The sequence below is a fragment of the Actinacidiphila polyblastidii genome, from assembly GCF_036353415.1.
In the GTDB taxonomy this organism is placed as follows: domain Bacteria; phylum Actinomycetota; class Actinomycetes; order Streptomycetales; family Streptomycetaceae; genus Actinacidiphila; species Actinacidiphila polyblastidii.
Genome location: NZ_JAZEWV010000004.1, coordinates 186,067 through 209,147 on the forward strand (window position 1 = coordinate 186,067; position 23,081 = coordinate 209,147).

General features: G+C 73.0%; 24 protein-coding genes and 1 pseudogene. 6 read left to right on the plus strand and 19 right to left on the minus strand.

Translation table 11 applies throughout. From position 1 onward, the window contains the following. The 14 genes from rplN to V2S66_RS07705 all read right to left on the minus strand — a co-directional run bounded on the left by rplN (window position 1) and on the right by V2S66_RS07705 (window position 9,048). Window positions 1–369 carry a 50S ribosomal protein L14 gene (rplN, locus tag V2S66_RS07640; protein ID WP_069462148.1) on the minus strand — a complete coding sequence of 123 codons (369 nt, stop codon included), beginning with the start codon at window positions 367–369 and terminating at the stop codon, window positions 1–3. Between the two features lie 109 nt (window positions 370–478). Beyond that, a complete protein-coding gene (gene rpsQ / locus V2S66_RS07645; protein WP_326451242.1) occupies window positions 479–763 on the minus strand; it encodes a 30S ribosomal protein S17 in 285 nt (94 codons plus the stop codon). After that, window positions 763–996, minus strand: coding sequence for a 50S ribosomal protein L29 (gene rpmC / locus V2S66_RS07650; RefSeq protein ID WP_330793749.1), 234 nt, complete (start codon window positions 994–996; stop codon window positions 763–765). Before rpmC ends, rpsQ begins: the two co-directional genes overlap by 1 nt. Further along, entirely contained in the window at window positions 996–1,415 is a 420-nt protein-coding gene (gene rplP, locus V2S66_RS07655) for a 50S ribosomal protein L16 (protein ID WP_188284648.1), read from the minus strand. The genes rpmC and rplP overlap by 1 nt, the downstream gene beginning before the upstream one ends. Window positions 1,416–1,420: 5 nt before the next feature. Beyond that, entirely contained in the window at window positions 1,421–2,263 is an 843-nt protein-coding gene (gene rpsC, locus V2S66_RS07660; protein ID WP_330793750.1) for a 30S ribosomal protein S3, read from the minus strand. Beyond that, on the minus strand, window positions 2,263–2,610 hold the full coding sequence (rplV, locus tag V2S66_RS07665) for a 50S ribosomal protein L22 (RefSeq protein WP_330793914.1): 348 nt from the start codon (window positions 2,608–2,610) through the stop codon (window positions 2,263–2,265). Before rplV ends, rpsC begins: the two co-directional genes overlap by 1 nt. A gap of 58 nt (window positions 2,611–2,668) precedes the next feature. Next, window positions 2,669–2,950, minus strand: a complete 282-nt coding sequence (gene rpsS / locus V2S66_RS07670) for a 30S ribosomal protein S19 (RefSeq protein ID WP_330793751.1) — start codon at window positions 2,948–2,950, stop codon at window positions 2,669–2,671. A 12-nt stretch (window positions 2,951–2,962) separates the two neighbouring features. Then, window positions 2,963–3,799, minus strand: coding sequence for a 50S ribosomal protein L2 (gene rplB, locus V2S66_RS07675; protein WP_330793752.1), 837 nt, complete (start codon window positions 3,797–3,799; stop codon window positions 2,963–2,965). A gap of 48 nt (window positions 3,800–3,847) precedes the next feature. Further along, a complete protein-coding gene (gene rplW, locus V2S66_RS07680) occupies window positions 3,848–4,180 on the minus strand; it encodes a 50S ribosomal protein L23 (protein ID WP_330793753.1) in 333 nt (110 codons plus the stop codon). Further along, window positions 4,180–4,830, minus strand: a complete 651-nt coding sequence (gene rplD / locus V2S66_RS07685) for a 50S ribosomal protein L4 (RefSeq protein WP_330793754.1) — start codon at window positions 4,828–4,830, stop codon at window positions 4,180–4,182. The genes rplW and rplD overlap by 1 nt, the downstream gene beginning before the upstream one ends. Window positions 4,831–4,835: 5 nt before the next feature. After that, window positions 4,836–5,480, minus strand: coding sequence for a 50S ribosomal protein L3 (gene rplC / locus V2S66_RS07690; RefSeq protein WP_330793755.1), 645 nt, complete (start codon window positions 5,478–5,480; stop codon window positions 4,836–4,838). Window positions 5,481–5,494: 14 nt separating this feature from the next. Then, window positions 5,495–5,803 carry a 30S ribosomal protein S10 gene (gene rpsJ / locus V2S66_RS07695; protein WP_014144312.1) on the minus strand — a complete coding sequence of 103 codons (309 nt, stop codon included), beginning with the start codon at window positions 5,801–5,803 and terminating at the stop codon, window positions 5,495–5,497. Between the two features lie 398 nt (window positions 5,804–6,201). Continuing rightward, on the minus strand, window positions 6,202–7,176 hold the full coding sequence (locus V2S66_RS07700; RefSeq protein ID WP_330793756.1) for a helix-turn-helix transcriptional regulator: 975 nt from the start codon (window positions 7,174–7,176) through the stop codon (window positions 6,202–6,204). A 99-nt stretch (window positions 7,177–7,275) separates the two neighbouring features. Then, the gene (locus V2S66_RS07705; RefSeq protein ID WP_330793757.1) at window positions 7,276–9,048 is read right to left on the minus strand and encodes a putative Ig domain-containing protein; all 1,773 of its coding nucleotides are present in this window, start codon (window positions 9,046–9,048) and stop codon (window positions 7,276–7,278) included. A gap of 267 nt (window positions 9,049–9,315) precedes the next feature. On the opposite strand from V2S66_RS07705, the gene V2S66_RS07710 reads away from it, so the two are divergent. After that, window positions 9,316–10,371, plus strand: coding sequence for a YihY/virulence factor BrkB family protein (locus tag V2S66_RS07710; RefSeq protein WP_330793758.1), 1,056 nt, complete (start codon window positions 9,316–9,318; stop codon window positions 10,369–10,371). Between the two features lie 12 nt (window positions 10,372–10,383). On the opposite strand, the gene V2S66_RS07715 is transcribed toward V2S66_RS07710, so the two are convergent. The 3 genes from V2S66_RS07715 to V2S66_RS07725 are packed head-to-tail and all read right to left on the minus strand — an operon-like array spanning window position 10,384 to window position 12,096. Next, window positions 10,384–10,953 carry a DoxX family protein gene (locus tag V2S66_RS07715; protein WP_330793759.1) on the minus strand — a complete coding sequence of 190 codons (570 nt, stop codon included), beginning with the start codon at window positions 10,951–10,953 and terminating at the stop codon, window positions 10,384–10,386. A gap of 28 nt (window positions 10,954–10,981) precedes the next feature. Further along, window positions 10,982–11,254, minus strand: coding sequence for a DUF397 domain-containing protein (locus V2S66_RS07720; RefSeq protein ID WP_330793760.1), 273 nt, complete (start codon window positions 11,252–11,254; stop codon window positions 10,982–10,984). Further along, window positions 11,251–12,096 (minus strand): helix-turn-helix domain-containing protein, encoded by an 846-nt coding sequence (locus V2S66_RS07725; RefSeq protein ID WP_330793761.1) that lies wholly within the window; start codon window positions 12,094–12,096, stop codon window positions 11,251–11,253. Before V2S66_RS07725 ends, V2S66_RS07720 begins: the two co-directional genes overlap by 4 nt. A gap of 213 nt (window positions 12,097–12,309) precedes the next feature. On the opposite strand from V2S66_RS07725, the gene V2S66_RS07730 reads away from it, so the two are divergent. Beyond that, window positions 12,310–12,762 (plus strand): ATP-binding protein, encoded by a 453-nt coding sequence (locus tag V2S66_RS07730; RefSeq protein ID WP_330793762.1) that lies wholly within the window; start codon window positions 12,310–12,312, stop codon window positions 12,760–12,762. Window positions 12,763–12,851: 89 nt separating this feature from the next. Continuing rightward, a pseudogene (locus V2S66_RS07735) lies at window positions 12,852–13,453 on the plus strand (Uma2 family endonuclease). A gap of 43 nt (window positions 13,454–13,496) precedes the next feature. Here V2S66_RS07735 and V2S66_RS07740 read toward each other — a convergent pair. Together V2S66_RS07740 and V2S66_RS07745 are read right to left on the minus strand one after the other, a co-directional pair. Beyond that, window positions 13,497–15,191: a hypothetical protein gene (locus V2S66_RS07740; RefSeq protein WP_330793763.1), complete on the minus strand. Its 1,695-nt coding sequence runs from the start codon at window positions 15,189–15,191 to the stop codon at window positions 13,497–13,499. Further along, window positions 15,188–15,898 carry an ABC transporter ATP-binding protein gene (locus V2S66_RS07745; RefSeq protein ID WP_330793764.1) on the minus strand — a complete coding sequence of 237 codons (711 nt, stop codon included), beginning with the start codon at window positions 15,896–15,898 and terminating at the stop codon, window positions 15,188–15,190. Before V2S66_RS07745 ends, V2S66_RS07740 begins: the two co-directional genes overlap by 4 nt. A 335-nt stretch (window positions 15,899–16,233) precedes the next feature. Here V2S66_RS07745 and V2S66_RS07750 point away from each other — a divergent pair, with 335 nt between their 5' ends. From V2S66_RS07750 to V2S66_RS07760, 3 genes are all read left to right on the plus strand, one after another. Then, entirely contained in the window at window positions 16,234–17,991 is a 1,758-nt protein-coding gene (locus tag V2S66_RS07750) for a PIG-L family deacetylase (protein WP_330793765.1), read from the plus strand. Between the two features lie 147 nt (window positions 17,992–18,138). Further along, window positions 18,139–18,849 (plus strand): hypothetical protein, encoded by a 711-nt coding sequence (locus V2S66_RS07755; RefSeq protein WP_330793766.1) that lies wholly within the window; start codon window positions 18,139–18,141, stop codon window positions 18,847–18,849. Between the two features lie 61 nt (window positions 18,850–18,910). Beyond that, entirely contained in the window at window positions 18,911–23,080 is a 4,170-nt protein-coding gene (locus V2S66_RS07760; protein WP_330793767.1) for an NACHT domain-containing protein, read from the plus strand. Window position 23,081: the final 1 nt, after the last annotated feature.

The window sequence follows — 23,081 nt, forward strand, 5'->3', positions numbered from 1 at the left end:
TTACAGCACCTCCGGCGCGAGCGAGACGATCTTCATGAACTTCTTCTCGCGCAGCTCACGGCCCACCGGGCCGAAGATTCGGGTGCCACGCGGGTCGCCATCGTTCTTGAGGATGACGGCCGCGTTCTCGTCGAAGCGGATGTACGAGCCGTCGGCACGGCGGCGCTCCTTGACGGTGCGCACGACGACAGCCTTGACGACCTCGCCCTTCTTCACGTTGCCACCGGGGATCGCGTCCTTGACGGTGGCGACGATGACGTCACCGATGCCCGCGTAGCGGCGACCCGAGCCACCGAGAACACGGATGCAAAGGATCTCCTTGGCACCAGTGTTGTCGGCGACACGAAGTCGCGACTCCTGCTGGATCACGTCTATCTCCTGTTTGTCGCGTCGGTTCCCGGCGGGGTCGGTGTGCACCGACCCCGCCGAGCCTGACGGAACGGTCCTGAGCGGACACCCGCTCAGGGATTACTCGGCCTTACTTGGCCTTCTCGAGGATCTCCACGACACGCCAGCGCTTCGTCGCGGACAGCGGCCGGGTCTCCATCAGGAGGACGCGGTCGCCGATGCCGGCGGCGTTCTGCTCGTCGTGCGCCTTGAGCTTGTTGGTGCGGCGGATGACCTTGCCGTAGAGGGCGTGCTTCACACGGTCCTCGACGGCGACCACGACGGTCTTGTCCATCTTGTCGCTGACCACAAGGCCCTCACGGGTCTTGCGGAATCCGCGCTGCTCAGTCGTCTCAGTCACGTTGTTCTCGCTCATCAGGCGTTCTCCACCGTTTCCACGGTCTCGATGCCCAGCTCGCGCTCGTGCATCAGCGTGTAGATCCGGGCGATGTCCTTGCGGACGGTCCTCAGCCGGGTGTTGTTCTCCAGCTGTCCGGTGGCCGCCTGGAAGCGGAGGTTGAACAGCTCCTCCTTGGCCTCACGCAGCTTGCCGACGAGCTCCTCGTCGCCCAGCTGGCGCAGCTCGGTCGCCTTGGTACCGGCCGCCATCACGACTCACCTGCCTCGCGCCGCACAATGCGGCACTTCATCGGAAGCTTGTGCGCGGCGCGGGTGAGCGCCTCGCGGGCAACCTTCTCGTTCGGGAAAGACAGCTCGAACATCACCCGTCCCGGCTTGACGTTCGCGATCCACCACTCCGGCGAACCCTTACCGGAACCCATGCGGGTCTCGGCGGGCTTCTTCGTCAGCGGGCGGTCCGGGTAGATGTTGATCCAGACCTTGCCGCCGCGCTTGATGTGACGGGTGATGGAGATACGAGCGGACTCGATCTGCCGGTTGGTCACGTAGGCGGGGGTGACGGCCTGCAGGCCGTACTCACCGAACGCCAGCTCCGTGCCGCCCTTGGCCATGCCGTCACGACCGGGGTGGTGCTGCTTGCGGTGCTTGACCCTGCGGGGGATCAGCATGGTACTTAGCCTTCCGTTCCGGGGGTCTCCGCGGCCGGAGCCTCAGCGGCGGCGGGTGCCTCAGCCTTGACGGCTGCGGGCGCCTCGCCCTGGGGACGACGGCCACGGCCACCGCGCTCGCCGCCGCGCTCGCCACCGCGGCGCTGCGGACGCTCGTTGCCGCCGCCGCGGGCCGGGCGGTTGCCCGCGCGGGCTGCGGCGTTGTCGGCGCGGACCTCGGCGATGTTCTTCACGTCGCCCTTGTAGATCCACACCTTGACGCCGATGCGGCCGAAGGTGGTCTTGGCCTCGAAGAAGCCGTAGTCCACGTTCGCGCGCAGCGTGTGCAGGGGCACCCGGCCCTCGCGGTAGAACTCCGAGCGGGACATCTCGGCGCCGCCGAGACGGCCGCCGCACTGGATCTTGATGCCCTTGGCGCCGGCCTTCAGCGTGCCCTGCATGCTCTTGCGCATGGCGCGGCGGAAGGAGACACGGGAGGACAGCTGCTCGGCGACGGCCTGGGCCACCAGCTGAGCGTCCATCTCCGGGTTCTTGACCTCGAGGATGTTCAGCTGGACCTGCTTGCCGGTCAGCTTCTCCAGGTCACCGCGGATGCGGTCGGCCTCCGCGCCGCGGCGGCCGATGACGATGCCCGGCCGGGCGGTGTGGATGTCGACGCGGACGCGGTCACGGGTGCGCTCGATCTCCACCTTGGAGATGCCGGCCCGCTCCATGCCCTGCGTCATCATCCGGCGGATGGCGACGTCTTCCTTGACGTAGTCCTTGTACAGCTTGTCGGCGTACCACCGGGACTTGAAGTCCGTGGTGATGCCGAGCCGGAACCCGTAAGGGTTAACCTTCTGGCCCATTACCGGGTCCCTTCCTTGCTGGCGACGACCACGGTGATGTGGCTGGTCCGCTTGCGGATCCGGTAGGCGCGGCCCTGGGCGCGCGGCCGGAACCGCTTCAGGGTCGGGCCCTCGTCCACGAACGCCTCGCTGATGAACAGCGACTCGGCGTCCGTGTGGTCGTAGTTGTGCGCGGCGTTGGCGATGGCGCTCGCAAGCACCTTGCCGACCGGCTCACTCGCGGCCTGCGGGGTGAAACGCAGGACCGCCTGAGCCTCCGTGGCATCCATGCCACGGATGAGGTCCACCACGCGGCGGGCCTTCATGGGCGTGACGCGGATGTACCGCGCCTGGGCCCTGGCTTCCATGGTTGTCCCTTCGGTGTCAGTCATGTCTGTCGCTCTCGCGTGACGCTTGATCGTGTGATCAGCGACGACGCGACTTGCGGTCGTCCTTCTCGTGGCCGCGGAAGGTGCGGGTCGGCGCAAACTCGCCGAGCTTGTGGCCGACCATCGACTCAGTGACAAACACCGGGACGTGCTTACGGCCATCGTGCACCGCGATCGTGTGGCCCAGCATCGCCGGGACGATCATCGAGCGGCGGGACCAGGTCTTGATGACGTTCTTGGAGCCGGCCTCGTTCTGTACGTCCACCTTTTTGATGAGGTGGTCGTCGACGAAGGGCCCCTTCTTGAGACTGCGCGGCATCTACACCCGCTCCTAGCGCTTCTTGTTCGTCTTGCGGCGGCGGACGATGTACTTGTTGCTCGCCTTCTTGGGAGAACGAGTACGACCCTCCTTCTGACCCCACGGGGAGACCGGGTGGCGACCACCGGAGGTCTTGCCCTCACCACCACCGTGCGGGTGGTCCACCGGGTTCATGGCGACACCGCGGACGGTCGGGCGGACGCCCTTCCACCGCATGCGGCCGGCCTTGCCCCAGTTGATGTTCGACTGCTCGGCGTTGCCGACCTCACCGATGGTGGCGCGGCAGCGGACGTCGACCATCCGGACCTCGCCGGACGGCATGCGAAGGGTGGCCATGTTGCCTTCCTTCGCCAGCAGCTGCACCGAGGCGCCCGCGGAGCGGGAGATCTTGGCGCCGCCACCGGGCCGCAGCTCGATCGCGTGGATCGTGGTACCCACCGGGATGTTGCGCAGCGGCAGGTTGTTGCCCGGCTTGATGTCGGCGTTGGCGCCGTTCTCGATCCGGTCGCCCTGCTGGAGCTTCGCGGGGGCGAGGATGTAGCGCTTCTCGCCGTCCGCGTAGTGCAGCAGCGCGATGCGCGCGGTGCGGTTGGGGTCGTATTCGATGTGCGCGACCTTGGCGGGCACGCCGTCCTTGTCATGGCGACGGAAGTCGATGACACGGTAGGCGCGCTTGTGGCCACCGCCCTGGTGGCGAACGGTCACACGACCGGCGTTGTTACGGCCGCCCTTGCTGTGCAGGGGGCGGACCAGCGACTTCTCCGGCGTGGACCGCGTGATCTCGACAAAGTCGGCGACGCTGGAGCCACGACGGCCCGGCGTCGTCGGCTTGTACTTGCGGATACCCATTTCTCAGTCCTCGGAAAGTTCCGGACTTCTGAACGACTCCGATCTCCGTTAGGAGACCGGGCCGCCGAAGATGTCGATGCGGTCGCCCTCGGCAAGGGTCACGATGGCGCGCTTGGTGTTGGCGCGCTTGCCGAAACCGGTGCGGGTGCGCTTGCGCTTGCCCTGCCGGTTGATCGTGTTGACCCCGGTGACCTTGACCTGGAAGACCGCCTCGACGGCCTGCTTGATCTGGGTCTTGTTCGCACGCGGGTCGACGACGAACGTGTACTTGTTCTCGTCCAGCAGCGCGTAGCTCTTCTCGGAGACCACCGGCTTGATCAGCAGGTCACGGGGGTCCGTGTACGTCTTGCTGGTGATCGCGGTCTCGGTGTGCTCGGCCATCAGGCGTCGCTCCCTTCGGTCTCGGCGTCGCCGTTACCGATGAAGCGGTCGAAGGCGGCCTTGGTGAAGACCACGTCGTCGGAGACGAGCACGTCATACGTGTTCAGCTGGCCCGCGTCCAGGATGTGCACCTGGGGCAGGTTGCGGGCGGACAGCCAGCCGGCCTCGTCCGCGCGCTCGACGACCAGCAGCAGGTTCTTGCGCTCGCTGATCTTGCCGAACAGGGTCTTGGCCGCCTTCGTCGACGGGTTCTCGCCGTCGACGACGCCGGTCACGACGTGGATGCGGTTGTGGCGGGCCCGGTCGGTGAGGGCACCGCGCAGCGCGGCGGCCTTCATCTTCTTCGGGGTCCGCTGCGAGTAGTCACGCGGCACGGGGCCGTGCACGACGCCACCGCCGGCGAACTGCGGCGCACGGGTCGAGCCCTGGCGGGCGCGGCCGGTGCCCTTCTGGCGGTACGGCTTCTTGCCGCCACCACGGACCTCGCCACGGGTCTTGACCTTGTGCGTGCCCTGACGGGCCGCGGCCAGCTGCGCGACGACGACCTGGTGGATCAGCGGGATGCTGACCTTGGCGTCGAAGATCTCGGCCGGAAGCTCTACGGTCCCGGCGGTGTCGCCCGCGGGCGACAGAATGTCAATGCTGCTCATTATCCTCAGGCCCCCTTGGCCGCGGTGCGGACCAGGACGAGGCCGCCGTTCGGACCGGGAACCGCACCCTTGATCAGGAGCAGGCCCTTCTCCGCGTCAACGGCGTGGACGGTCAGGTTCTGGGTGGTGACCCGCTCGTTGCCCATGCGGCCCGCCATGCGCATGCCCTTGAACACGCGACCGGGGGTGGCACAGCCGCCGATGGAGCCCGGCGAGCGGTGCTTGCGCTGGACACCGTGGCCGGCGCCGAGGCCCTTGAAGTTGTGACGCTTCATGACACCGGCGAAGCCCTTGCCCTTGCTCTTGCCGGTCACGTCCACCTTGACGCCGGCCTCGAACACCGCAGCGGTGATCTCCTGGCCGAGCGTGTACTCACCGGCGTCTGCGGTACGCAGCTCCACCAGGTGGCGGCGGGGGGTGACGTCGGCCTTCGCGAAGTGGCCCTTGAGGGGCTTGTTCACCTTGCGCGGGTCGATCTCGCCGAAGGCGATCTGGACCGACTCGTAGCCGTCGAGGTCGTTGGTACGCACCTGGGTGACGACGTTGGGGCCGGCCTTGACGACGGTCACGGGGACGACACGGTTGTTCTCGTCCCAGACCTGGGTCATGCCGAGCTTCTCGCCCAGGATGCCCTTGATCTGCTTGGTCATCTTCTCCGCGCCTCTCAGAGCTTGATCTCGATGTCGACGCCGGCCGGAAGGTCCAGGCGCATCAACGAGTCAACGGTCTTGGGCGTCGGGTCGAGGATGTCGATCAGGCGCTTGTGCGTGCGCATCTCGAAGTGCTCGCGCGAGTCCTTGTACTTGTGCGGCGACTTGATGACGCAGTACACGTTCTTCTCAGTGGGCAGCGGCACCGGGCCTGCGACCTGCGCACCAGTGCGGGTCACCGTCTCGACGATCTTCTTCGCCGAGGAGTCGATGACCTCGTGGTCGTAGGCCTTGAGCCGGATGCGGATCTTCTGTCCCGCCATGGCTACTCCGTAGTCCTTGTCTCTTTTTGAGCTCCGGCATCCGCTTGCGCCGACCCACGCGGTCGGGCGTGTCGCACTCCTCGCCATGGTTTTCCCGCATGCGGAAAAGCCCTGATCAAGGGGTTTGCGTGGGAGAAAACACCCACCGGATGCCTGGCCGGAGCCGCACTGACGCTTCCCGGAAGATTCCCGTACGTCCGCCCCAGCGCTGCCCACCAGGGCAGATAAGGCGACGAGTACTGTGGGACTCGCTTCCGGTCCTCCCGACGGGAGGCGCGCAGCATCGGCGCTCGACCGAGCAACTTGAGTAGTCTGCCATACCGGGCGCACCCCACGCCAATCGAGCCGGGTAGCTTACCCCTCCGTGGCGAGACCCCAAACACAGGTGCGCGGCGGTCTCACCGGTCGTCCGACAGCCACCCCAGCCGGGCGGCCTTCACGCCCGCCTGGAAGCGGGTGGAGGCGTCCAGATGGCGCAGGATGTCCGCGACCCGGCGCTCCACGGTGCGCTCGGTGATGTTCAGCGCGCGGGCGATCGTCCGGTCCTTGGCGCCGCTGGCCATCAGCCGCAGCACCGCCAGGTCCCGCGGATCGGGACCCCGCCGGCAGTCGGCGGCCCCGCCGAGCGGCGTCGCCCGCTCCCACAGCGTCTCGAACGCCAGCAGCAGCGCGTCCAGCAGCGGCGAGCGGCGGATCAGCAGCCGGGTCGCCGCGTCGGTGCCGGTGAAGCTGATCGGCACGATCGCCTGCTCCCGGTCGGCGATCAGCATCTTCATCCGGATCTCCGGCAGCGCGCGGGCCTGCTCCCCCACCGCCAGGTACTGCTCCAGCAGCTGGCTGCCGCCCGGCTCGGCGAGCGTCGGCGCGTGGTAGATCGCCCGGTACGACACCCCCCGGGCGAGCGCCTGCAGCTCGTTGGTGTTGAGCGAGCCCGCCTGGAGGTACGGCGGGCTGTCGATGATCAGCACCTCCTCGCGGGCGCCCAGCTCCAGCCGGGTCAGCGCGCGCAGCACCGCGTCCGCGCCCTCCAGCACCTCGATCAGGTCGCCGGGGCCCGCGCCCTCGGTGGCCTTCGCGCGCAGCGACAGCTCCCGCGCCTGCACCCGCAGCCCGTCCAGCTCCTGGTGGTGGTGGAGCACCAGCGCGTCCAGCGCCACCTCGGGCGGCGCGGCGATCCAGCGCACCGGCCGGCCGAGCAGCCGGTTCGCCAGCCCGGCCGCGGCGAGGCGCGCCAGCGCGGTGCGTATCCGCGGCGCGGCCACCTCCAGCGCCTGCGCGATCTGCGGCACCGCGGCCTGCGCGTGCGCCAGCAGGTGCAGGTAGACGTCGCTCTCCACCGGCCCGAGGCCGACCGGCTTCAGCAGATGGTCCATCGGCGGCACCTCGTGTCCGGTCGGCGGGAGGGGAACGCGGGTCCGTGCGGGGCGGCGCGAGCCGCCCCGCACGGCGGGGAGGAAGGACGGGCCCTGTGGTCAGAATGCCCGGTAGACCGTCCACAGGAAGCTGGTCGTGCCGGAAACCCCGTCCGCGTCCACGGCCCTGACGGTCACCGTGCGGGTGCCGGCGACGGTGGGCGTGCCGGAGACCGCGCCGCTGCGGCTGATGGACAGCCCCGCCGGCAGCCCGGTCGCGGTGAAGGTCAGCGCCTCGCCGGCGCTGTCGCTCGCCTGGATCTGCAACGGGATGGACTGGAACCCGGTGAAGCCGAACTGCTGCCCGGGGTTGGTCACGGTGACCGTGCCGCCGCCACCGCCCGTGCCCTTGACCGTCCAGGTGAAGGCCGCGGAACCGGTCCTGCCCGTGCTGTCCTTGGCGGTCAGCGTGGTGCGGAAGCTGCCGGCCGCGGTGGGCGTGCCGCTGATCGTGCCGGACGAGGCGTCGATCGCCAGGCCGCCCGGCAGCCCGGACGCCGACCACGTGTACGGAGCGGTGCCGCCGCCGGCCGAGCCCTTCACCGGCGTGACGGCCGTGCCGACGGTGCCGCTCTGGTCGCCGGGGCCGGTGACGGTCAGGTCGCCGGGGGGCGGCTGGCTGCCGCCCGCGGTGAACGCGCCCACGCCCGCCGGGGTGCCGAGCCCGGTCGGCCCGTCCCAACCGGTGCGCGCCGCGCAGATCGCCGTGCCGCAGCTGCCGTTGGTGCCGGTGGTCACGTCGTTCAGCTGGTCGGTGTGCGCGTACGGGTACGCGGCCGGGTCGTCGTTCGCGCCCGGCGCGCCGGCCAGCGCGTACATCGCGGTGATCAGCGGGGTGGCGAGGCTGGTGCCGCCGTACTGCTGCCAGCCCGCCGCCTGGTAGGTGTCGTAGATGGCCAGGCCGGTCTGCGGGTCGGCGTCCGCCGACACGTCGGAGTTCGCCTCGCGGGAGCAGCCGGTGCTGACGCCCGCCTGCCACGTCGAGCGGGTGCGGTACTGCGAGCAGCCGGAGCCCGCGCCGCTCCACGCGCTCTCCGACCAGCCGCGGGTGCTGGAGTCGCGCTTCAGCGAGGTGCCGCCGACCGCGAGGGTGTACTGCGAGGACGCCGGGTACTGGGTGCCGCCGCTGTAGCCGTTGTCCCCGGTGGCGAAGGCGAAGAGCACGCCCGGCACGTTCCAGTGGCTCTCGTCCTGGCCCTGGGTGGAGTCCTCCGAGGAGCTCCAGGAGTTCGACACCAGCTTGGCGCCGAGCCGCACCGCCTGGTCGTCGGCGGCGTAGAGGTTCGGGTCGTTGTTGTCGTCGGACTCCACCAGCAGGATGCGGCACTGCGGGCAGGCCGCCGAGACCGCGTCGAGGTCGAGGGTGATCTCCTCCGACCAGCCCGCGTCGCCCTGCGGGTAGGAGGTGCCGCCGCGCTGGTCGACCTTGCGGAAGCAGCCGTTGGCCGTGGTGCACGCCGGCAGCCCGTACTGGCTGCGGTACGTCGCCAGGTCCGACTCCGCCCGCGGGTCGTCGTAGGCGTCGACGATCGCGACGGTGACGCCGCTGCCGCCGCTCGGCAGCCGGTACGCGGACTGGATGTCGGACGGGCCCATGCCCGAGGGCACCGCGGGCCGCACGCCCGTCGCGCCCTGCACGCCCGTCAGCCGCTCGGCCCAGCAGTTGGCGTGCCCTGGCTCCGCGGTGGCGCAGCCGGCCGGCTGCACGGCGGCCCTGGCGGCCGGCGCCGGCGCGGCCTGCGCGGCGCCCGGCAGCAGCGCCAGCCCCGCGAGGGCTGTCGCCGCCGCCAGGCCGGCCGCGCGGGCCTGCCGGGATATCGACGTGGACTTCATCGTGTCGGGTGTCCTCTCCGGTGGGGAGCCGACGGCCGGCGCCCCCTGCGCGGTGGGGTGGTCCGCAGGCGGCGCCGACGGGCGGCGAGGGTGACCGCTGCACCGTAGAGGCGGCCGCCCGCCCGCACACCGGCGAGATCCGACAACGTCGGCAACCCGACACCGGTGGCCCGCGGCCTGCCCCCGTGCGGTGTCCCGGCGGCGTCTCAACCGCGCCCGGCGGGGCAGAAGACGGGTGATGTCGGCCCACACCGCTTGGGGGTGGAGGTGCGCAGCAGCGTCCGCCGGTTCGACGCCTTCCAGCGGCGCCGGCCGTGGGCCGGGGTCCCGGTCGCGGTGGTGTACAAGTTCGCCGAGGACCAGGGCGGTTACCTCGCCGCCCTGATCGCCTTCTACGGCTTCCTGTCGGTCTTCCCGCTGCTGCTCCTGCTGGTCTCGGTGCTCGGCTTCGTGCTGCACGGCGACCCCGCGGCGCAGCGCCAGGTGCTGCACTCGGCGCTCAGCCAGTTCCCGGTCATCGGCGACCAGATCGGCGAGAACATCCGCTCCTTCAAGGGCAGTCCGCTGGCGGTCGCCGCGGGCGCGCTCGGCGGCCTCTACGGTGTCCTCGGCGTCGCGCAGGCCGCGCAGAACGCCCTGGCCAAGGTGTGGGCGGTACCGCGGTACGTCCGCCCCGACCCGTTCCGCGCCCGGCTGCGCAGCCTGCTGGCGGTGCTCGTCCTCGGCGCCGGCCTGGTCGCCAGCACCGCGCTGGCCGCGCTCTCCGCCCAGACCAGCAGCTTCGGGGAGCACTTCGGGGCCGCTCCGCGCCTCGTCGCGGCCCTGCTGTCGGTGGCGCTGAACGCGGCGCTGGTCCTCGCCGCCTTCCGGGTGCTCGGCCCGCGCACCGTGACCTGGCGGCCGCTGGGCGGCACCGCGGCCTGCGCGGCGGTGCTCTGGCACGGCGTCCAGTGGGCCGGGACCTTCTACGTACGCCACGAACTGACCGGCACCACTGCGACGTACGGCCTCTTCGGCATCGTGCTCGGCCTGGTCACCTGGATCTACCTCGGCGCGCTGATCTTCGTGCTGGCCGCCGAGACCGCGTCCGTACGGGCCCGCCGGCTGTGGCCGCGCAGCCTGCTCACGCCGTTCACCGACCACGTCACGCTGAGCGCCGCCGACCAGCGCGCCTACACCTCGTACGCCATGACGGAGACGTTCAAGGGCTTCGAGCGGGTCGAGGTCAGCTTCGAGCCGCCGCCCGTACGGCGGCGGCCGGGCGCACGCCCGGCCGCCGAGGAGGAGGACGACGGCGACGTCGGCGGCGCCGACGTCGAGTGAGGTCGAGTGGGGTCAGGGCAGGTGCTTGCGGACCGATCCGACGGCGCCGCTGACGCCGTCCGCGGCGCTGCCGACCACGTCGCCGGCGCGGTCGACGACCGCGTGCGCCTGCTGCGACACGGCGTCGGACGCGTGCCGGGTGCCACGCCGGGTGCGGTACGCCAGCGACGGCTTGCCGTGCGTGTCGGCGGCGGCGATCAGCAGGCCGCCGAGCAGCGAGACGTTCTTGAGGAAGTGGGTCCGCTGCACGGCCCGTTCCTCCTTGTCCTCGACCTCCCAGAACCGATGGGCGGCGAGCGTCGTCGGCACCAGGGTCACGGCGAGCGCCAGCGCGGCCGGGCGCGGCAGCCGCCCCAGCGCGAGCAGCACCCCCGCGCCCAGCTGCACGGCGCCGTTGAGCCGGACCAGGTCCTCCGGGTTCTCGGGGAGCAGCGACGTGCGCGGCGCCACCGTCGAGGCGACTGGGTCGGTCACCGGCAGGGAGGCGGGCACCAGCGCCGCGGGCTCACGCACCGCGTCGTAGCCACCGCTGATGAACATCGAGGCCAGCAAGGGCCGGGCGAATCTGCGCAAGACAGCCATGTCTGTCGGTTGCCCCGCCGCGTCGACGTCACACCGCGTCGGTGTGCTCCGACGCGAACGCGACGAAGGTGGTCCACGCCTCGGGCGTGAGCGTCAGGTGGGGACCCTGCGGGTCCTTGGAGTCCCGCACGAGGATCGCCTCCGGCGAGGTGGCGACCTCGACGCAGTCGGGGCCGTCGTTACTGCTGTAGCTGGACTTCGTCCAGGCCACCTCGACGCACTCCGGTCCGTCGTTCGTGCTGTAACTGGACTTGACCCACTCCGGCACGGAACCGGCCCCGGTGGAGGGCTTGAGGCTCATCTCTCTCCCCGCAACTTCTCGATGAAGGCCAGCGAATCACGCGGCGTGAGGGCCTGCGCTCGGATCATGCCATACCGCATCTCCAAGATCTGGACCTCCTTCGGGTCGCTGATCAAGCGGCTGGTCAGCTGCACCTCGTTGTGCCCTACGGCCGATCCGTCGATCAGTTTGAGCACTTGAAGCGAGCCGCCCAGCCCAGCGTGCTCCTCGCTCTCGGTGGGCATCACCTGAATTTGAACGTGCGGCAACCTACCCAAGTCCAACAGGCGTTCGAGCTGGTGCTGCCTGACCATCTTGCCCCCGACCGGGCGACGGAGCACTACCTCCTCCTGCACGAAGGTCAGGAGCGGAGCCGGATGCCGCTCGAAGATCCGCTGCCGGTCCATCCGCCCTGCCATCAAGCGTTCGAGTTCGTCCTCGCCGTACGTCGGGCGCCGTTCACGGTAGTTCGCCCGCGCGTACTCCTCGGTCTGCAACAAGCCATGCACCACGGTGTTGCCGTACGCCCCCAACTCAACGGCGTCAGCCTCAAGTTTGGCCAGATCCCGCACCTTCTTGGGGTAGCGGGCCTCCGCGACGTCCGGCTTCATCGCGGCCAGGAAGCCGCCCGCCTTCAGGACGCGGTCCGCGTTGTCGAGGAACTCCGCCTTGGGGACGCGGACTCCGCGTTCGACCTTGGAGACCATCTCCTCGCCGTAGCCGATGGCCGCGCCCAGCTCCGCCTGGGTGAGCCCGGCCAGCTCGCGCCGCGACTTGATCAAGCGGCCGACCATCCGCATGACCCCGGTGGAGTCGTCCTCCAGGCTCGCGTCCCACCGGGATTCGTCCTTCTCAGCGTCCATGTCAGCACCGCCACGCTCTGTACAGGTCGTTTCGAGACGCAAGCGTATGAAGAGGCGACTGTGCGTGTCCGGGGAAGTCACATAAAGTCACGCGTGAATGTTTCCGCCGGGCCCGTACAGGGCCGGCGGGTGGCCGTACAGCACCCGCCCAGGAGGCGGCGGTACGGGCGTCGCGGCTGGTCGGAGGGGGTGGACGGGGCCACTCTCGGTGGGGTGACCCAGGACATCCGTATCCCCGAACTCACCCCGGCCGCAGGCCGGTTCAGCATCCAGTGGGCGGCCTCGCGGCGCAACGCCCACCGCGCGCGGACGGCCGCCGCCGGGCAACTGCGCGCGTGGGGGCTGCCGCACGAGGCGGCCGCGCACATCGTCGCCGAACTCACCGCGAACGCGGTCACGCACGGGCGGGTGCCCGGACGCGACTTCCGGCTGACGCTCGTCGCCTCGGCGACCGTGCTGCGGATCGAGGTGGCGGACGCGCGCGGCGACCGGCTGCCGGTCGCCGCGCGCGAGGCGGACGACGCCGCGGAGTCCGGCCGCGGCCTGCTGCTCGTCGCCGCGCTCGCCGACCGCTGGGGCGTCACCTCGGGCCCCTCCCCCACCAAGACCGTCTGGGCCGAACTCGACCTGCCCCCAAGTTGCGCCGACCCGGCCCTGACCTCGTGACAACCGTCCGCAACCGGGCTCCCCGGATACCATGGGAGCGGGTTTCCAGCCCCGGCCTGGCCGGCCATCCGCAGAGAGGAGTGCGTGTCATGACCATCGCCCCCGACGACGCACGGCATGACGCACTCCAGTATCAGGCGATGCGGGACATCGTCGAGCGGATGCAGTTCGACGTCCCCGGCAAGCTGGAGATCACCAGGGAAGGAATCGTTCACGACCTGATGTCCCGGGCGGGCCGCACGAGCTGACGGCCGCGCGCGTCGGACGGCGGCTGGAGAAGGTCCTGCCGGACGGCCTGTTCGCCCACACCGGCACGCCCGACATCGAGGACGTCGACCAGGGCGTGATCCGCCATCCGGACATCATCGTGATCGCGGAAGCCGACATGGAGGTCGAGGGGTCCTTCGACCCGCGGACGCTGCTCGCCGCCATCGAGGTGGTGTCGCGGTCCAACCCGGACAACGACTGGGTCGGCAAAATGCGTGACTACCCGCAGATGGGCATCCCGGTCTACGTGATCTTCGATCCCCGGACCGGCCAGGGTGCGGTGCTGGACGACATCCACTCCACGCCCGACGGCCCGCGCTACGCGACGCGCAAGGACTTCGTCTACGGCGAGGACGTCACCATCGGCGCGTGGACGATCTCCACGGAGAACCTGCCGCGTTACGCCGCCTCCGGGCGGTCCTGAGCGCCCGGTGCGCCCGGTGCCCGCGGAGCGCGTCGCGCGGATCTCAGTGTTCCAGCAGGCGGTCGGCGGACCGGCGGACGACGAGGGTGAGCGCCGTGGTCAGAAGCGCGGCGATCCACGCCGCGCGAGCGGCATCGGCAGCGGAAGGGTGGACGACCGCCGGGTCGAGGACGAGGGCGAGGACGACGACGGAGACGAGCGGCCCGGCCGCGTACCAGGCCAGGTAGATGAGCGGCCCCGGGCTGCCGACCGGCGATCCCCCGCCGAGGAACATGAGCTGCGTGCGGGCCGGCCCGCGACACGCCCCGTACAGCGCGGCAACGGTGAACGGCGGCACGCACACCGGCATCAGCACCAGCGCCCACGGCTCCCCGCGCACGGCGAACGGAACCGCCGCGAGCACCGCCAGCACCACCCCGAGCACCAGCGGCACGACCCCGTGCTGAAGCATCAGCGTGCGCAGCCGGTACGGCGACCAGGCCGACCGCCGCAGGTCGTCCGTCTCGACCCGGGCCGGCTCGGCGAGCGCCCCCACCGCGAGGTACCCGCAGAGCAGGCCGACGACCAGGCCGACCGGGCGCCGCTCTCCGCCGAGGTCCGCGCCGAGCCCGGCCGCGCCCGCCGCAGCGGCGGCCCACAGCGCGGCGCGCCCCAGCCGGCCGGGCGCGCGCAGCAGCGCGAGCGCGTCGCGCCACACCACGGCGAGCCTGCGGCCGGACCGGCCGCGCGGCGGCCGCAGCCGCACCAGCCGGCCGGACTGCCCGCCGCCCGCCTCCATCAGCGCGAGTTTCGCCGCGCGCAGCTCCAGCGACCAGGCGACCGAGGCCACGGTGGTGGCGGTGGCCGCCCGCACCCGCAACTGGGCGGTCGGCACCGCGGCCGCGTCCCGGTGCGCGTGCGCGACCGCCGCGGCCGTCGCCACGACGAGCAGCGCGACCGCGGCGGGCCAGCCGGGCGCCGCGCCGCCGCAGGCCCGCACCACCGGCTGGGCCGCCCACCCCCACGGCCCGGCCCACAGCTCGACCCACTCCAGCGCGCGCACCCGGTGCCCGGCGCCGGCCGCCCACGTCTGCCCGGCCAGCGCGATCAGCAGCAGCAGGGCGGGGCCGCTCCAGCGGCGCACCGCACGCGCCCAGCGGGCACGGCGCTCCACCGCCATGCCGAGCGCCACCGCGAGCAGCGGCAGGCACAGCGCGCCGGGCAGCGCCGCGGCCAGCGCCTCCCCGATCGGCGCCCGCCCGGTGACGCGCAGCGCCACCGCGCCCACCAGGCCGCCGGCCGCCCCCGGGGCGAGCGCCAGCCACGCCGACAGCCGGAACCACGGCCGCAGCACCGCCCCGCGCCGCACCGGCTGCGCCAGCAGCCAGCCCACGCTGGGCCCCGGCACCACCACCGGGCCGCGCCACAGCGCATCCCGGGCGGCGACCAGCGCCAGCACGCCGCCGAGCAGCGTGAACAGCGCGGGCACCGCCCGCACCAGGCCCTCGCCGAAACCGCCGTAGTCCGCGCCCTCGTTCAGCCCGCGCAGGAAGTGCACGGCGACACCGCTGCCGTACGCGACGGCGGCGAGCACCAGCGTGTACAGCAGCACCGCCAGGTCGCGGCCCTGCTGCCGCCGGTGCGCGCGGCGTTTGCGGCGCAGCCAGGCGAGCGTCTCGGCGGTCCTGTCGTCGTCCGCCTCGACCCAGCCCGCCTCGACCGCGCCCGCCTCGACCGCGCCCGCGTCCTCGGCGGTCACGGGCGCCGGCCGAGGTCGTCCAGGACGACGGCCGGCGGGCCCTCGGCGATGACCCGGCCGTCCTCCAGGGCGATCATGTGATCGGCGACGGTCCGCGCGAGGTCGGGCTGATGGGTGGCGAGCAGCACCGCGACGCCGCTCTGCTTCTCGGCGACCAGCAGGTCGGCCAGCCGCTGCCGGGCCTCGGGGTCGAGGCGCTGCTCGGGCTCGTCGAGGATGAGCAGGTCGCGCGGGCGCACCAGCGCGGCGGCCAGCAGCAGCGACTGCATCTGGCCGGAGGAGAGCGAGCCGGGCAGCGCGTGCGCGTGGTCCGCCAGCCGGCGGTCGGCGAGGATCTCGTCGATCCAGCTGTCCGCGTCGTCCACCGCGTGTGCCACGGTGACCAGTTCGAGGTGCTCGCGGACGGTGAGGTCCGGGTAGCAGGCCACGGTGTCGCCGACGACGGCGACGCGCGCCCGCACCTGCGGGTCGTCCTCGTCGACCGGCCGGCCGTCGAACAGCGCGCGCCCCGCCGTCGGCGCGTCCCGGCCACCTGCGATCCGCAGCAGCGTCGACTTGCCCGAGCCGTTGTGGCCGTACAGCGCGATGCACCGCCCCGCGTCGAGCCGCAGGTCCAGCGGGTGCAGTGCTTTTCTCTCCCCGTACGTCCTGCTGACGCCCCGCAGCTCCACCAGCGCGCTGCCGGTCGGCTCCGCCGTCCCCGCCATTGGTCCTCCGTATCCCCACCGCGCGCCGATCGTACGCGCCCACCGGGCTCCGCCCGGGGCTTTTCAGGGGCGCGAGGAACTGCGCGACCAGCCACCACGACAGCTGCACGACGCCACCGGCCCGAAGGGGCAACTGCGGTCGCCGACCGGACCACCGGCCGGCGGCCGGTTGCCCGCGCCCCCGGCAGGGCGCAACGCCCAGCGCGGTCCGGGCGCCAGCCCGGCGCGAGCTCGGGGAGGGGGCGAGGCGCGGCGTTGGGGGGGCGCACCGCCGGGTGAAGGGGGTCACATCGGGTGGAGGGAACCCCTCCGGGCAGGAGAACCTCATCCGGCGTGTGGACCCGATCGGCAGACGCACACTCCTCGCGGCGGCAGCCGCCACCGCAACCGCCACCGCAACCGGCTGCGCCCCCGCCCCGCGCGGCCACGGCACGCTGCCGGACCCGAGGGCGACCCAGCCGTACCGCGACGCACCGGGCGGCCGCGCGAGCGTCGTGCAGGTGCTCGCCCACCCGGACGACGACCTGTACTTCATGAACCCCGACACCCTGCACTCGCTGCAGGCCCGCACCCCGGTGGTCTCGGTGTACGTCACCGCCGGGGAGTCCACCGGCGTCAACCACGAACCGTACGGCCCGCGGGTGCGCCACCACCGGGACCGCCCGGCGTACTCCTCGGCCCGCCACCAGGGCCTGCGCCAGGCGTACGCGACGATGCTCGGCCTCCCCCACTTCACGCCCTGGCGGCGCGAGGTGACCGTGCTCGCGCCAGGGATACACGCCGAGACGAACACCCTCGGCCACGCCACGCTGATCTTCCTGCAGGTCTCCATGCACGAGCTGAGCGCGACCGCGAGCCTGCCGATGATGTGGGAGCAGCCGGGGGTGACGCTGGCGTACGTGGACGCGCAGGGCGCGCCGGCCGGGGCGGCGGGCCGGGCGACGTGGACGCACGGCAAGCTCGTCGACGCGCTGGCCGGGATCTTCGACCGCTACCGGCCGACGCTGATCAGGACCCTCGACCCGGACCCGGACACGCAGGTGCACGACCGCCGGCACCCGACGAGCAGCGACCAGCCCGGCTACTCCGACCACCGCGACCACACCGCCGCCGCGCTCTTCGCCTGGAAGGCGATGGACCGCTGGGTGGCGTCCGCGGCGGCGCGGGACGGCGAGGTGCCGGCGTTCACCGTCACCGCGTACCGCGGGTACTACAACCAGCGCTGGCCGTTCGACCTGCCGCCGGCCACCGTGGCGCTCAAGGGCCGCTTCCTCTTCCAGTACGGCGGGGACGTCACCTGGGCGTGCGGCAACCCCGGCGGTTGCGGCGACTACGGGCAGGGACGCGACCAGCCGCTGACCAACCGCAAGGGCTGGGTCCGGTCGACCCGCGTCCGCTACCCCGGCGCGGGCCGCAAGCTCACCGGGCCGCCCGGCGCCCGCACCGCGTACGAGGTGCTGGGCACCCGCGCGACCCGCCGCGACGAGACGGCGCCCGGCGTGTGGGGGCCGCCGCAGGACCTCGGCGGCGGCCCGCTGGCGCCCGCGCTGTCGGTGGTGCGGGACGCCTCGGGGCGGACCCTGCTGTTCGCGCTGCGCTTCTCGGTGCTGGCCGGCGACGGCGGCGGCGACCTGCGGGACGTCGTGGTCCGGGCGGACGGCCGCTGGACCTCGCTGGGCACGCCGGACCGCGAGGGCGACCTCGGGCGGCGCACCGGCTCGCCCGTCGCGGTGGCCGCGCCGGACGGGCGCGTGCACGTCTTCGCGCGCACCGCGGCCAAGGGCGTGGCGACCCGGGTGCTGGCCGGCGGCCGCTGGAGCCGCTGGCGCGACCTGGGCGGCGCGGAGGTCCAGGAGGGCCTCGCGGTGCTGACCGACGCCACCGGCCGGGTGCACGTCTTCGCCTCCGGCCGCGACACCGTCCACCACTGGGCGCAGTCCCACCCCGGCGGCCCGGTCCGGCTCCGGCCGCCCACCGGGCTCCCCCGCCCCAGCGACCCCCCGGCCGCCGTCCTCGCCCCCGACGGCACGATCGCCCTCACCTACCCCCGCCCCGCCTCCGCCCACCCCCACCGCGCCCGCCTGCGCGTCTGACCCCGCCGCCCGAGCCCGCGCCCGCAGCCGCGGGCGGAACCGGGGGCGGCACCGGCGCTGTGACCACCCGCCCCCGTCCGGGTTCCGGCCTGCCGCCGGGCCAGGGGTGGCAGACTGGCGGCGGGGCCGAAGGCAGGGGTGGGGATCGTGTCGGTGATCGTGAACATCGCGATCGGGCTGGCCACCAGCGTCATCAGCGGCGTCCTGGTGTGGGCCTGGGAGCGCGGCAAGCGGGCGCGGGCGCTGACCCGCAAGGCGCGCTTCTTCGGGATGGCGCCGGGCCGGGCCTGCCTGATCGTGATGAACGACAAGTACAACGCGCCCGGCAGCGCCGCGCACCAGGACGTCCAGGCGATGATCGACGTGGCCACGCTCGCCGGCGAGTTCGGCTGCGAGGTGTCGGTGGCGGCGGCCGGCACGTTCACCGGCAGCAACGGCGACCGCACCGAGTTCTGCGTCGGCGGCCCGCTGGCCGGCTCCAACCCGCGCACCGGCGGGCACCTGGCCGCCTACCTGCCCGGCGTCGCCGTCCACCCCTTCGACGCGGGCCCTGACGCGGCCGCGTTCCTCGTCGGCGGCCACACGTACCGGTTCGACCGCGGGGAGCAGGAGTACGCGCTCATCGCGAAGTTCACGCCCGCGGAGGCCACCGCCTCCGTCATCCTGATCTGCGGGCAGAGTGCGACCGGCAACCGTGCGGCCGTCCACTTCCTGAAGCGCGCCCACCGCGAGCTGGCGCGGTCCGTGGCCTCGCAGGACCGCTACTGCCTGATCGTCAGGCTCGCGGCCGTGCGGACGTACGGCCACCTGGGCACGAGTCTCGAACGCGACGTGACGGACGCGGCGTTCGCCGGCTGACCGGCGGGCGCGGGCAGGCACCGAGCCGGCGCTGGGCCGACAGAAGGGGGGCGGGGGCGCGATGGACGACCTCCAGTTACTGACGCTCGTACTGGGCAGCGTCGGCATCGGCGGCGCGCTGGCCGTCGTGCGGCTGCTGATCACCCGCTGGCTCGTCTCCTGGCGGGGGCCGGCCCGCCTGCGGTGGGCCAGGATCTCGGTGTGGCGGGGCGAGAACAGCTCGGACACCGGTCTCCGGTACACCGACCTGAACGTGGCGACCAGGCCGGCGGTCACCAGGCCGTCGGCCGCCGGCGCCGACCACTACGGCCCGGACGGCGTCCTGCCGGCCGAGGAGACCCTGCTGCGCCTGCTCAGCCCGGCCCGCGGCAACGTCGTGGTCCTCGTCGGCGACGCCGGCTCCGGCAAGTCCACCGTGCTGCGCAACCTCGCGGCCGTCCTGGCCAGCCGTTCGATGCGCACCCGCCGCCGCCCGGTGCCCATCCTGCTGAACCTGCCGGACTGCCGGGAGGCCGCGCACAGCCACGCCCTCTCGATCGCCGAGATCGCCCGGCACGCCTGGACCGCACGGGAGATCCTCGGCCCGCTCAAGCAGCGCTGGCTGTCGCGCGGCCGCTGCGTCCTGCTGCTCGACGCTCTCGACGAGATCGTCGACCCCTACGACCGCGTCCTCGTCCTGTCCTGGCTCCGCGAGCAGATGGCCGCCTACCCGGGGAACTCCTGGATCGTCGCCACCCGCCCGCTCGCCGCCCGCCCGCTCCCCGCCGCGCCCGGCTCGGACCCCGGCTTCGGCTTCGAACTCGGCTTCGACCAGCCGATGAACCTGTGGCTCCAGCCGCTCACCCCCGAGCAGATGGGGCACTTGGTCCGCGCGCAGTACGCCCTGCCGCGCGACCGGCCCGTCCCGGTCGGCCGCGAGCCCGTCGGCCGCGAGCCCGTCAGCGAGGCCGCGGACCGCGCGGAGTCGTCGGTGCTGGGCTGGGTCCGCAGGAACTCCCTGGAGGAGCTGGCCGCCGATCCCCTCGTGCTCCGGCTGATCGTCTCGCTCTACCAGTACGAGGACTCGCTGGAACGGGTCTCCGCGCCCGACATCTACGCCCAGGTGTGGGAGCTGCACCAACGGCGCGCGTCCCCGCACTCGTACCGCCTCGGCAGCCGGGGGGCGGTGCTCGCGGGCGCCCTGGCGCTGCAGATGCTGTCCCGGGGGCGCAGCCGGGTCAGCGGCGACGAGGCGGTCCGCATCATGGCGGGTGAGGAGGGGCTCAGGGGATCGCCGGGCTTCCTGGGCGAGTACTTCGACTGGCTGCGCGAGAGCGGCGTCCTGTCGTTCCGGCGCGACGGGTACGGATTCGCCCTGGACGGCATGCGCGACTACCTGGCCGCGGAGTACCTGCGCGGCGACCGCCGGGTCTCGCCGCTCACCGAGCAGATCCTCAACCCGTCGTGGTACGGGACGATCCTGATGTGGTCGGCGATGGCCGACGCGAGCCCGGTGATCGAGGCGTGCCTGGACGTGGGCACGCCACCGGTGCTGGCGCTCGCCCGCCGCTGCGCCGAGGTCAGCCCGGCCGTCGCCGCCGGACTGCGCAGGGAGTTGCGCCGGATGCTCGCCGAGGACGCCGAGCGCGGCGCACCCGCCGCGGAGCTGCGGCCCGCGCTCGCCGGGACGACCTCGGCGCTGGCGCAGTACGTCGAGGAGCGGCACCCGCAGCCCGCCGATCCGGCGGAGGTGGATCTGGCGATACGCCGGGTCGGGTACAGCTGGGACCCGCGGGCGCAGGAGCACGACCCCGCGGTGTACTTCGCCGCGGCGGCGGCCTGCGCCGGCCGCGCGGAGAGCAGGGACGTCGACCGGCTGCGCTTCCGCGGCCTGATCGGGCTGGCCCTGCGCATGCGGGCCCAGCACCGCGGCTCCTCCCGCGACCTGTGCCTGGCCGCGCTGACCTGCCTGGACCGGCGTGAGCGGCACCGCAGCGACCTGGCCCTGGCGATCACGGTCTATCTCGGCGCGGACCCGCAGGACAGGGATCTGGACGCCAGGGACGTGCCGGCCGTCACCCACGCGCTGCTCCGGCACCTGCGGGAGGTCGGCCCCGGCGGCTTCGAGACGGTGGTGCCGCTGCTCGCCGCGCACGAGGACGCCGCGGCGCTCGTCCACCTCTGCGTGCGCGCGGACCTCGAACTGAAGGACTACGCCGAGCGGTTCCTCACCGTCCGCGCTCCCGGCGCGATGTCGGCCCCCGACGCCTGGGCCGACCTGGCGGAGGAGTGGCGGCTCGACCGGAGCCGGCTGATCCGCGGCCTGTCGGCGCTGTGCCGGCTCACGCTGGACCGGGACGCGCTGCGCGAGGCGGGCGAGCGGCTGGCCGGGCAGCGCGAGACAGCCCCCAAGGGCCTCGCCGACGACCTGGACGGCCTGGCCGACGCGCTCGCCGCGCTGGGCCGCTCGCTCGACGACTGGCGGTTCGACCAGCAGGACGCGGCGCTGCGCGGGGCGGTCAGGATCGCCCGGGAGGTGCGGGCCACGGTGGCGGCCGCGCCGACCGCGCTGGCCGTGGAACTGGTGGAGCCCGCGGCCGCCCACATCGAGGTGCTGGCCGACACCGCCCGCAGGCGGCTGGCCCGCGCCCTGCCGCCGCGCCCCGACGTCACCGCGGCGCTGCCCGCCGCCCGGCTGCGCGACGACACCGTCACGTTCCAGGTGCGGGTGGGGAACGCCGAGGGCAGCGCGCCGGTGCAGTCCGGGTGGCTGGAGGTCGGGGTCGGGTCCGGCGGGTTCGCGCCGGCCACCCAGCGTGTCGACCTGCCCGCGGTGGTCCCCGGCGGCGGCAGCGCCACGGTGCCGGTCCGCCTCGACCTCACCGAGGCGGACTCCGACGCGGCCGCTGTCGAGGTGACCTTCACCCTGCGCCACACGGCGCGCGGCGGCGCACCGGCCGCCGCCGTCGAGGGCCGGCTCTCGCTCGCCGTGGACCGCGCCTTCGACCCGATCGACCCCAACCCGTTCTCCACCGGCGCGCTGGGCCGCCCGGTGGACGACCCGAGGATGTTCTACGGCCGCGACGAGCTGCTGGGGCGGGTCCGCGCCCGGCTGCGGGAGGCGGCCTCACCGGGCGTCGGCATCGCGGTCTTCGGCCAGAAGCGCACCGGCAAGTCCTCCATCCGGCTGCAGTTGATGCGCCTGCTCGCCGAGGAGGACGGGCTGCCGGTGGTGGACGTCGGGAACCTCGGCGAGCTGCTGCCGACCGGGCCGGACGGCGTGGACGAGCGGGTGCTGGGCCTGCTGCTGTGGCGCATCCTCGACGGCGCCGACCGGGCCGCAGCCGACGGCCCCCGGCTGCTGCCGGCCGGCTTCGACCGGGAGCGGCTGATCGCCAGCCCCGACCCGGTGATGGACTGCGCCGACCTCTTCCGCCGCTACCGGCAGGCGCATCCGCAGTGCCCGCCCTGGGTGGTCTTCATCGACGAGTTCCAGTACCTGGACCAGTGGATCAGGGAGGGGCTCGTACCGGCGTCGATCATGCGCGCGTTCAAGGCGATCGTGGAGCGGCAGCTCTTCCACCTGGTGCTGGTCGGCCAGTCGGACCTGGAGCGGCTGATCGCGGCCGACCCGAACGCCTTCGGGGTCTTCGGCATCGAGCGGGTCAGCTACCTGGCGGAGCCGGGCGCCCGCGCGCTGATCGAGGAGCCGGTGCCGCTGCCCGCCGGGAGCGCCCCGCACGACGACGGCGGCCCGAGCCGCTACCGGGGCCGGGCCGTCGAGGAGGTCATCCGGCTCTCCGGCGGCAACCCCTTCTACATCCAGCGGTTCTGCTCGGTGCTGGTCGACCACATGAACGCCGAGCGGGCCGCCACGGTGACCGAGGCGGACGTCGCGCAGGTCGCGGACGGCCTGGTGAGCGCGCTGCGGGCGGGCGACTTCGACAACCTGGAGTCGCCCGCGACGGCGGACGCCCGCTGGACCGCCGCCGACGTCAGGACCGTCCTCGCGGCCGTCGCCAACGCCACCCGCGAGCTGCCCGACGGCGGCGCGGCGACGCTGCGGGAGATCGAGCACTGCCACCCCGGGCCGCTCCCCGACGGCCTGCTGGAGGACCTGGTCGCGCGCCAGATCGTGCGCGGCGAACGCGACGGCTACCGGATCGTCGTCGGCGTCTACGAGGCGTGGCTCCGCCGCTACTTCGGGCCGCCGGAGCGGCCGCAGAGCAGCCCGAGGGTGAGGACACGGTGAA

Bases quoted from the DNA above. Each gene is read 5' to 3' on its own strand.
- rplP (WP_188284648.1), bottom strand. From the start codon at position 1,415: ATGCTGATCCCCCGCAGGGTCAAGCACCGCAAGCAGCACCACCCCGGT.
- rplV (WP_330793914.1), bottom strand. From the start codon at position 2,610: ATGGAAGCCAGGGCCCAGGCGCGGTACATCCGCGTCACGCCCATGAAG.
- rplD (WP_330793754.1), bottom strand. From the start codon at position 4,830: ATGAGCAGCATTGACATTCTGTCGCCCGCGGGCGACACCGCCGGGACC.
- V2S66_RS07705 (WP_330793757.1), bottom strand. From the start codon at position 9,048: ATGAAGTCCACGTCGATATCCCGGCAGGCCCGCGCGGCCGGCCTGGCG.
- rpsJ (WP_014144312.1), bottom strand. From the start codon at position 5,803: ATGGCGGGACAGAAGATCCGCATCCGGCTCAAGGCCTACGACCACGAG.
- rpsC (WP_330793750.1), bottom strand. From the start codon at position 2,263: ATGGGCCAGAAGGTTAACCCTTACGGGTTCCGGCTCGGCATCACCACG.
- rpsQ (WP_326451242.1), bottom strand. From the start codon at position 763: ATGAGCGAGAACAACGTGACTGAGACGACTGAGCAGCGCGGATTCCGC.
- V2S66_RS07745 (WP_330793764.1), bottom strand. From the start codon at position 15,898: ATGGCGGGGACGGCGGAGCCGACCGGCAGCGCGCTGGTGGAGCTGCGG.
- V2S66_RS07715 (WP_330793759.1), bottom strand. From the start codon at position 10,953: ATGGCTGTCTTGCGCAGATTCGCCCGGCCCTTGCTGGCCTCGATGTTC.
- V2S66_RS07720 (WP_330793760.1), bottom strand. From the start codon at position 11,254: ATGAGCCTCAAGCCCTCCACCGGGGCCGGTTCCGTGCCGGAGTGGGTC.
- rplB (WP_330793752.1), bottom strand. From the start codon at position 3,799: ATGGGTATCCGCAAGTACAAGCCGACGACGCCGGGCCGTCGTGGCTCC.
- rplC (WP_330793755.1), bottom strand. From the start codon at position 5,480: ATGACCAAGCAGATCAAGGGCATCCTGGGCGAGAAGCTCGGCATGACC.
- rplW (WP_330793753.1), bottom strand. From the start codon at position 4,180: ATGGCCGAGCACACCGAGACCGCGATCACCAGCAAGACGTACACGGAC.
- V2S66_RS07700 (WP_330793756.1), bottom strand. From the start codon at position 7,176: ATGGACCATCTGCTGAAGCCGGTCGGCCTCGGGCCGGTGGAGAGCGAC.
- V2S66_RS07725 (WP_330793761.1), bottom strand. From the start codon at position 12,096: ATGGACGCTGAGAAGGACGAATCCCGGTGGGACGCGAGCCTGGAGGAC.
- V2S66_RS07760 (WP_330793767.1), top strand. From the start codon at position 18,911: ATGGACGACCTCCAGTTACTGACGCTCGTACTGGGCAGCGTCGGCATC.
- rpmC (WP_330793749.1), bottom strand. From the start codon at position 996: ATGGCGGCCGGTACCAAGGCGACCGAGCTGCGCCAGCTGGGCGACGAG.
- rpsS (WP_330793751.1), bottom strand. From the start codon at position 2,950: ATGCCGCGCAGTCTCAAGAAGGGGCCCTTCGTCGACGACCACCTCATC.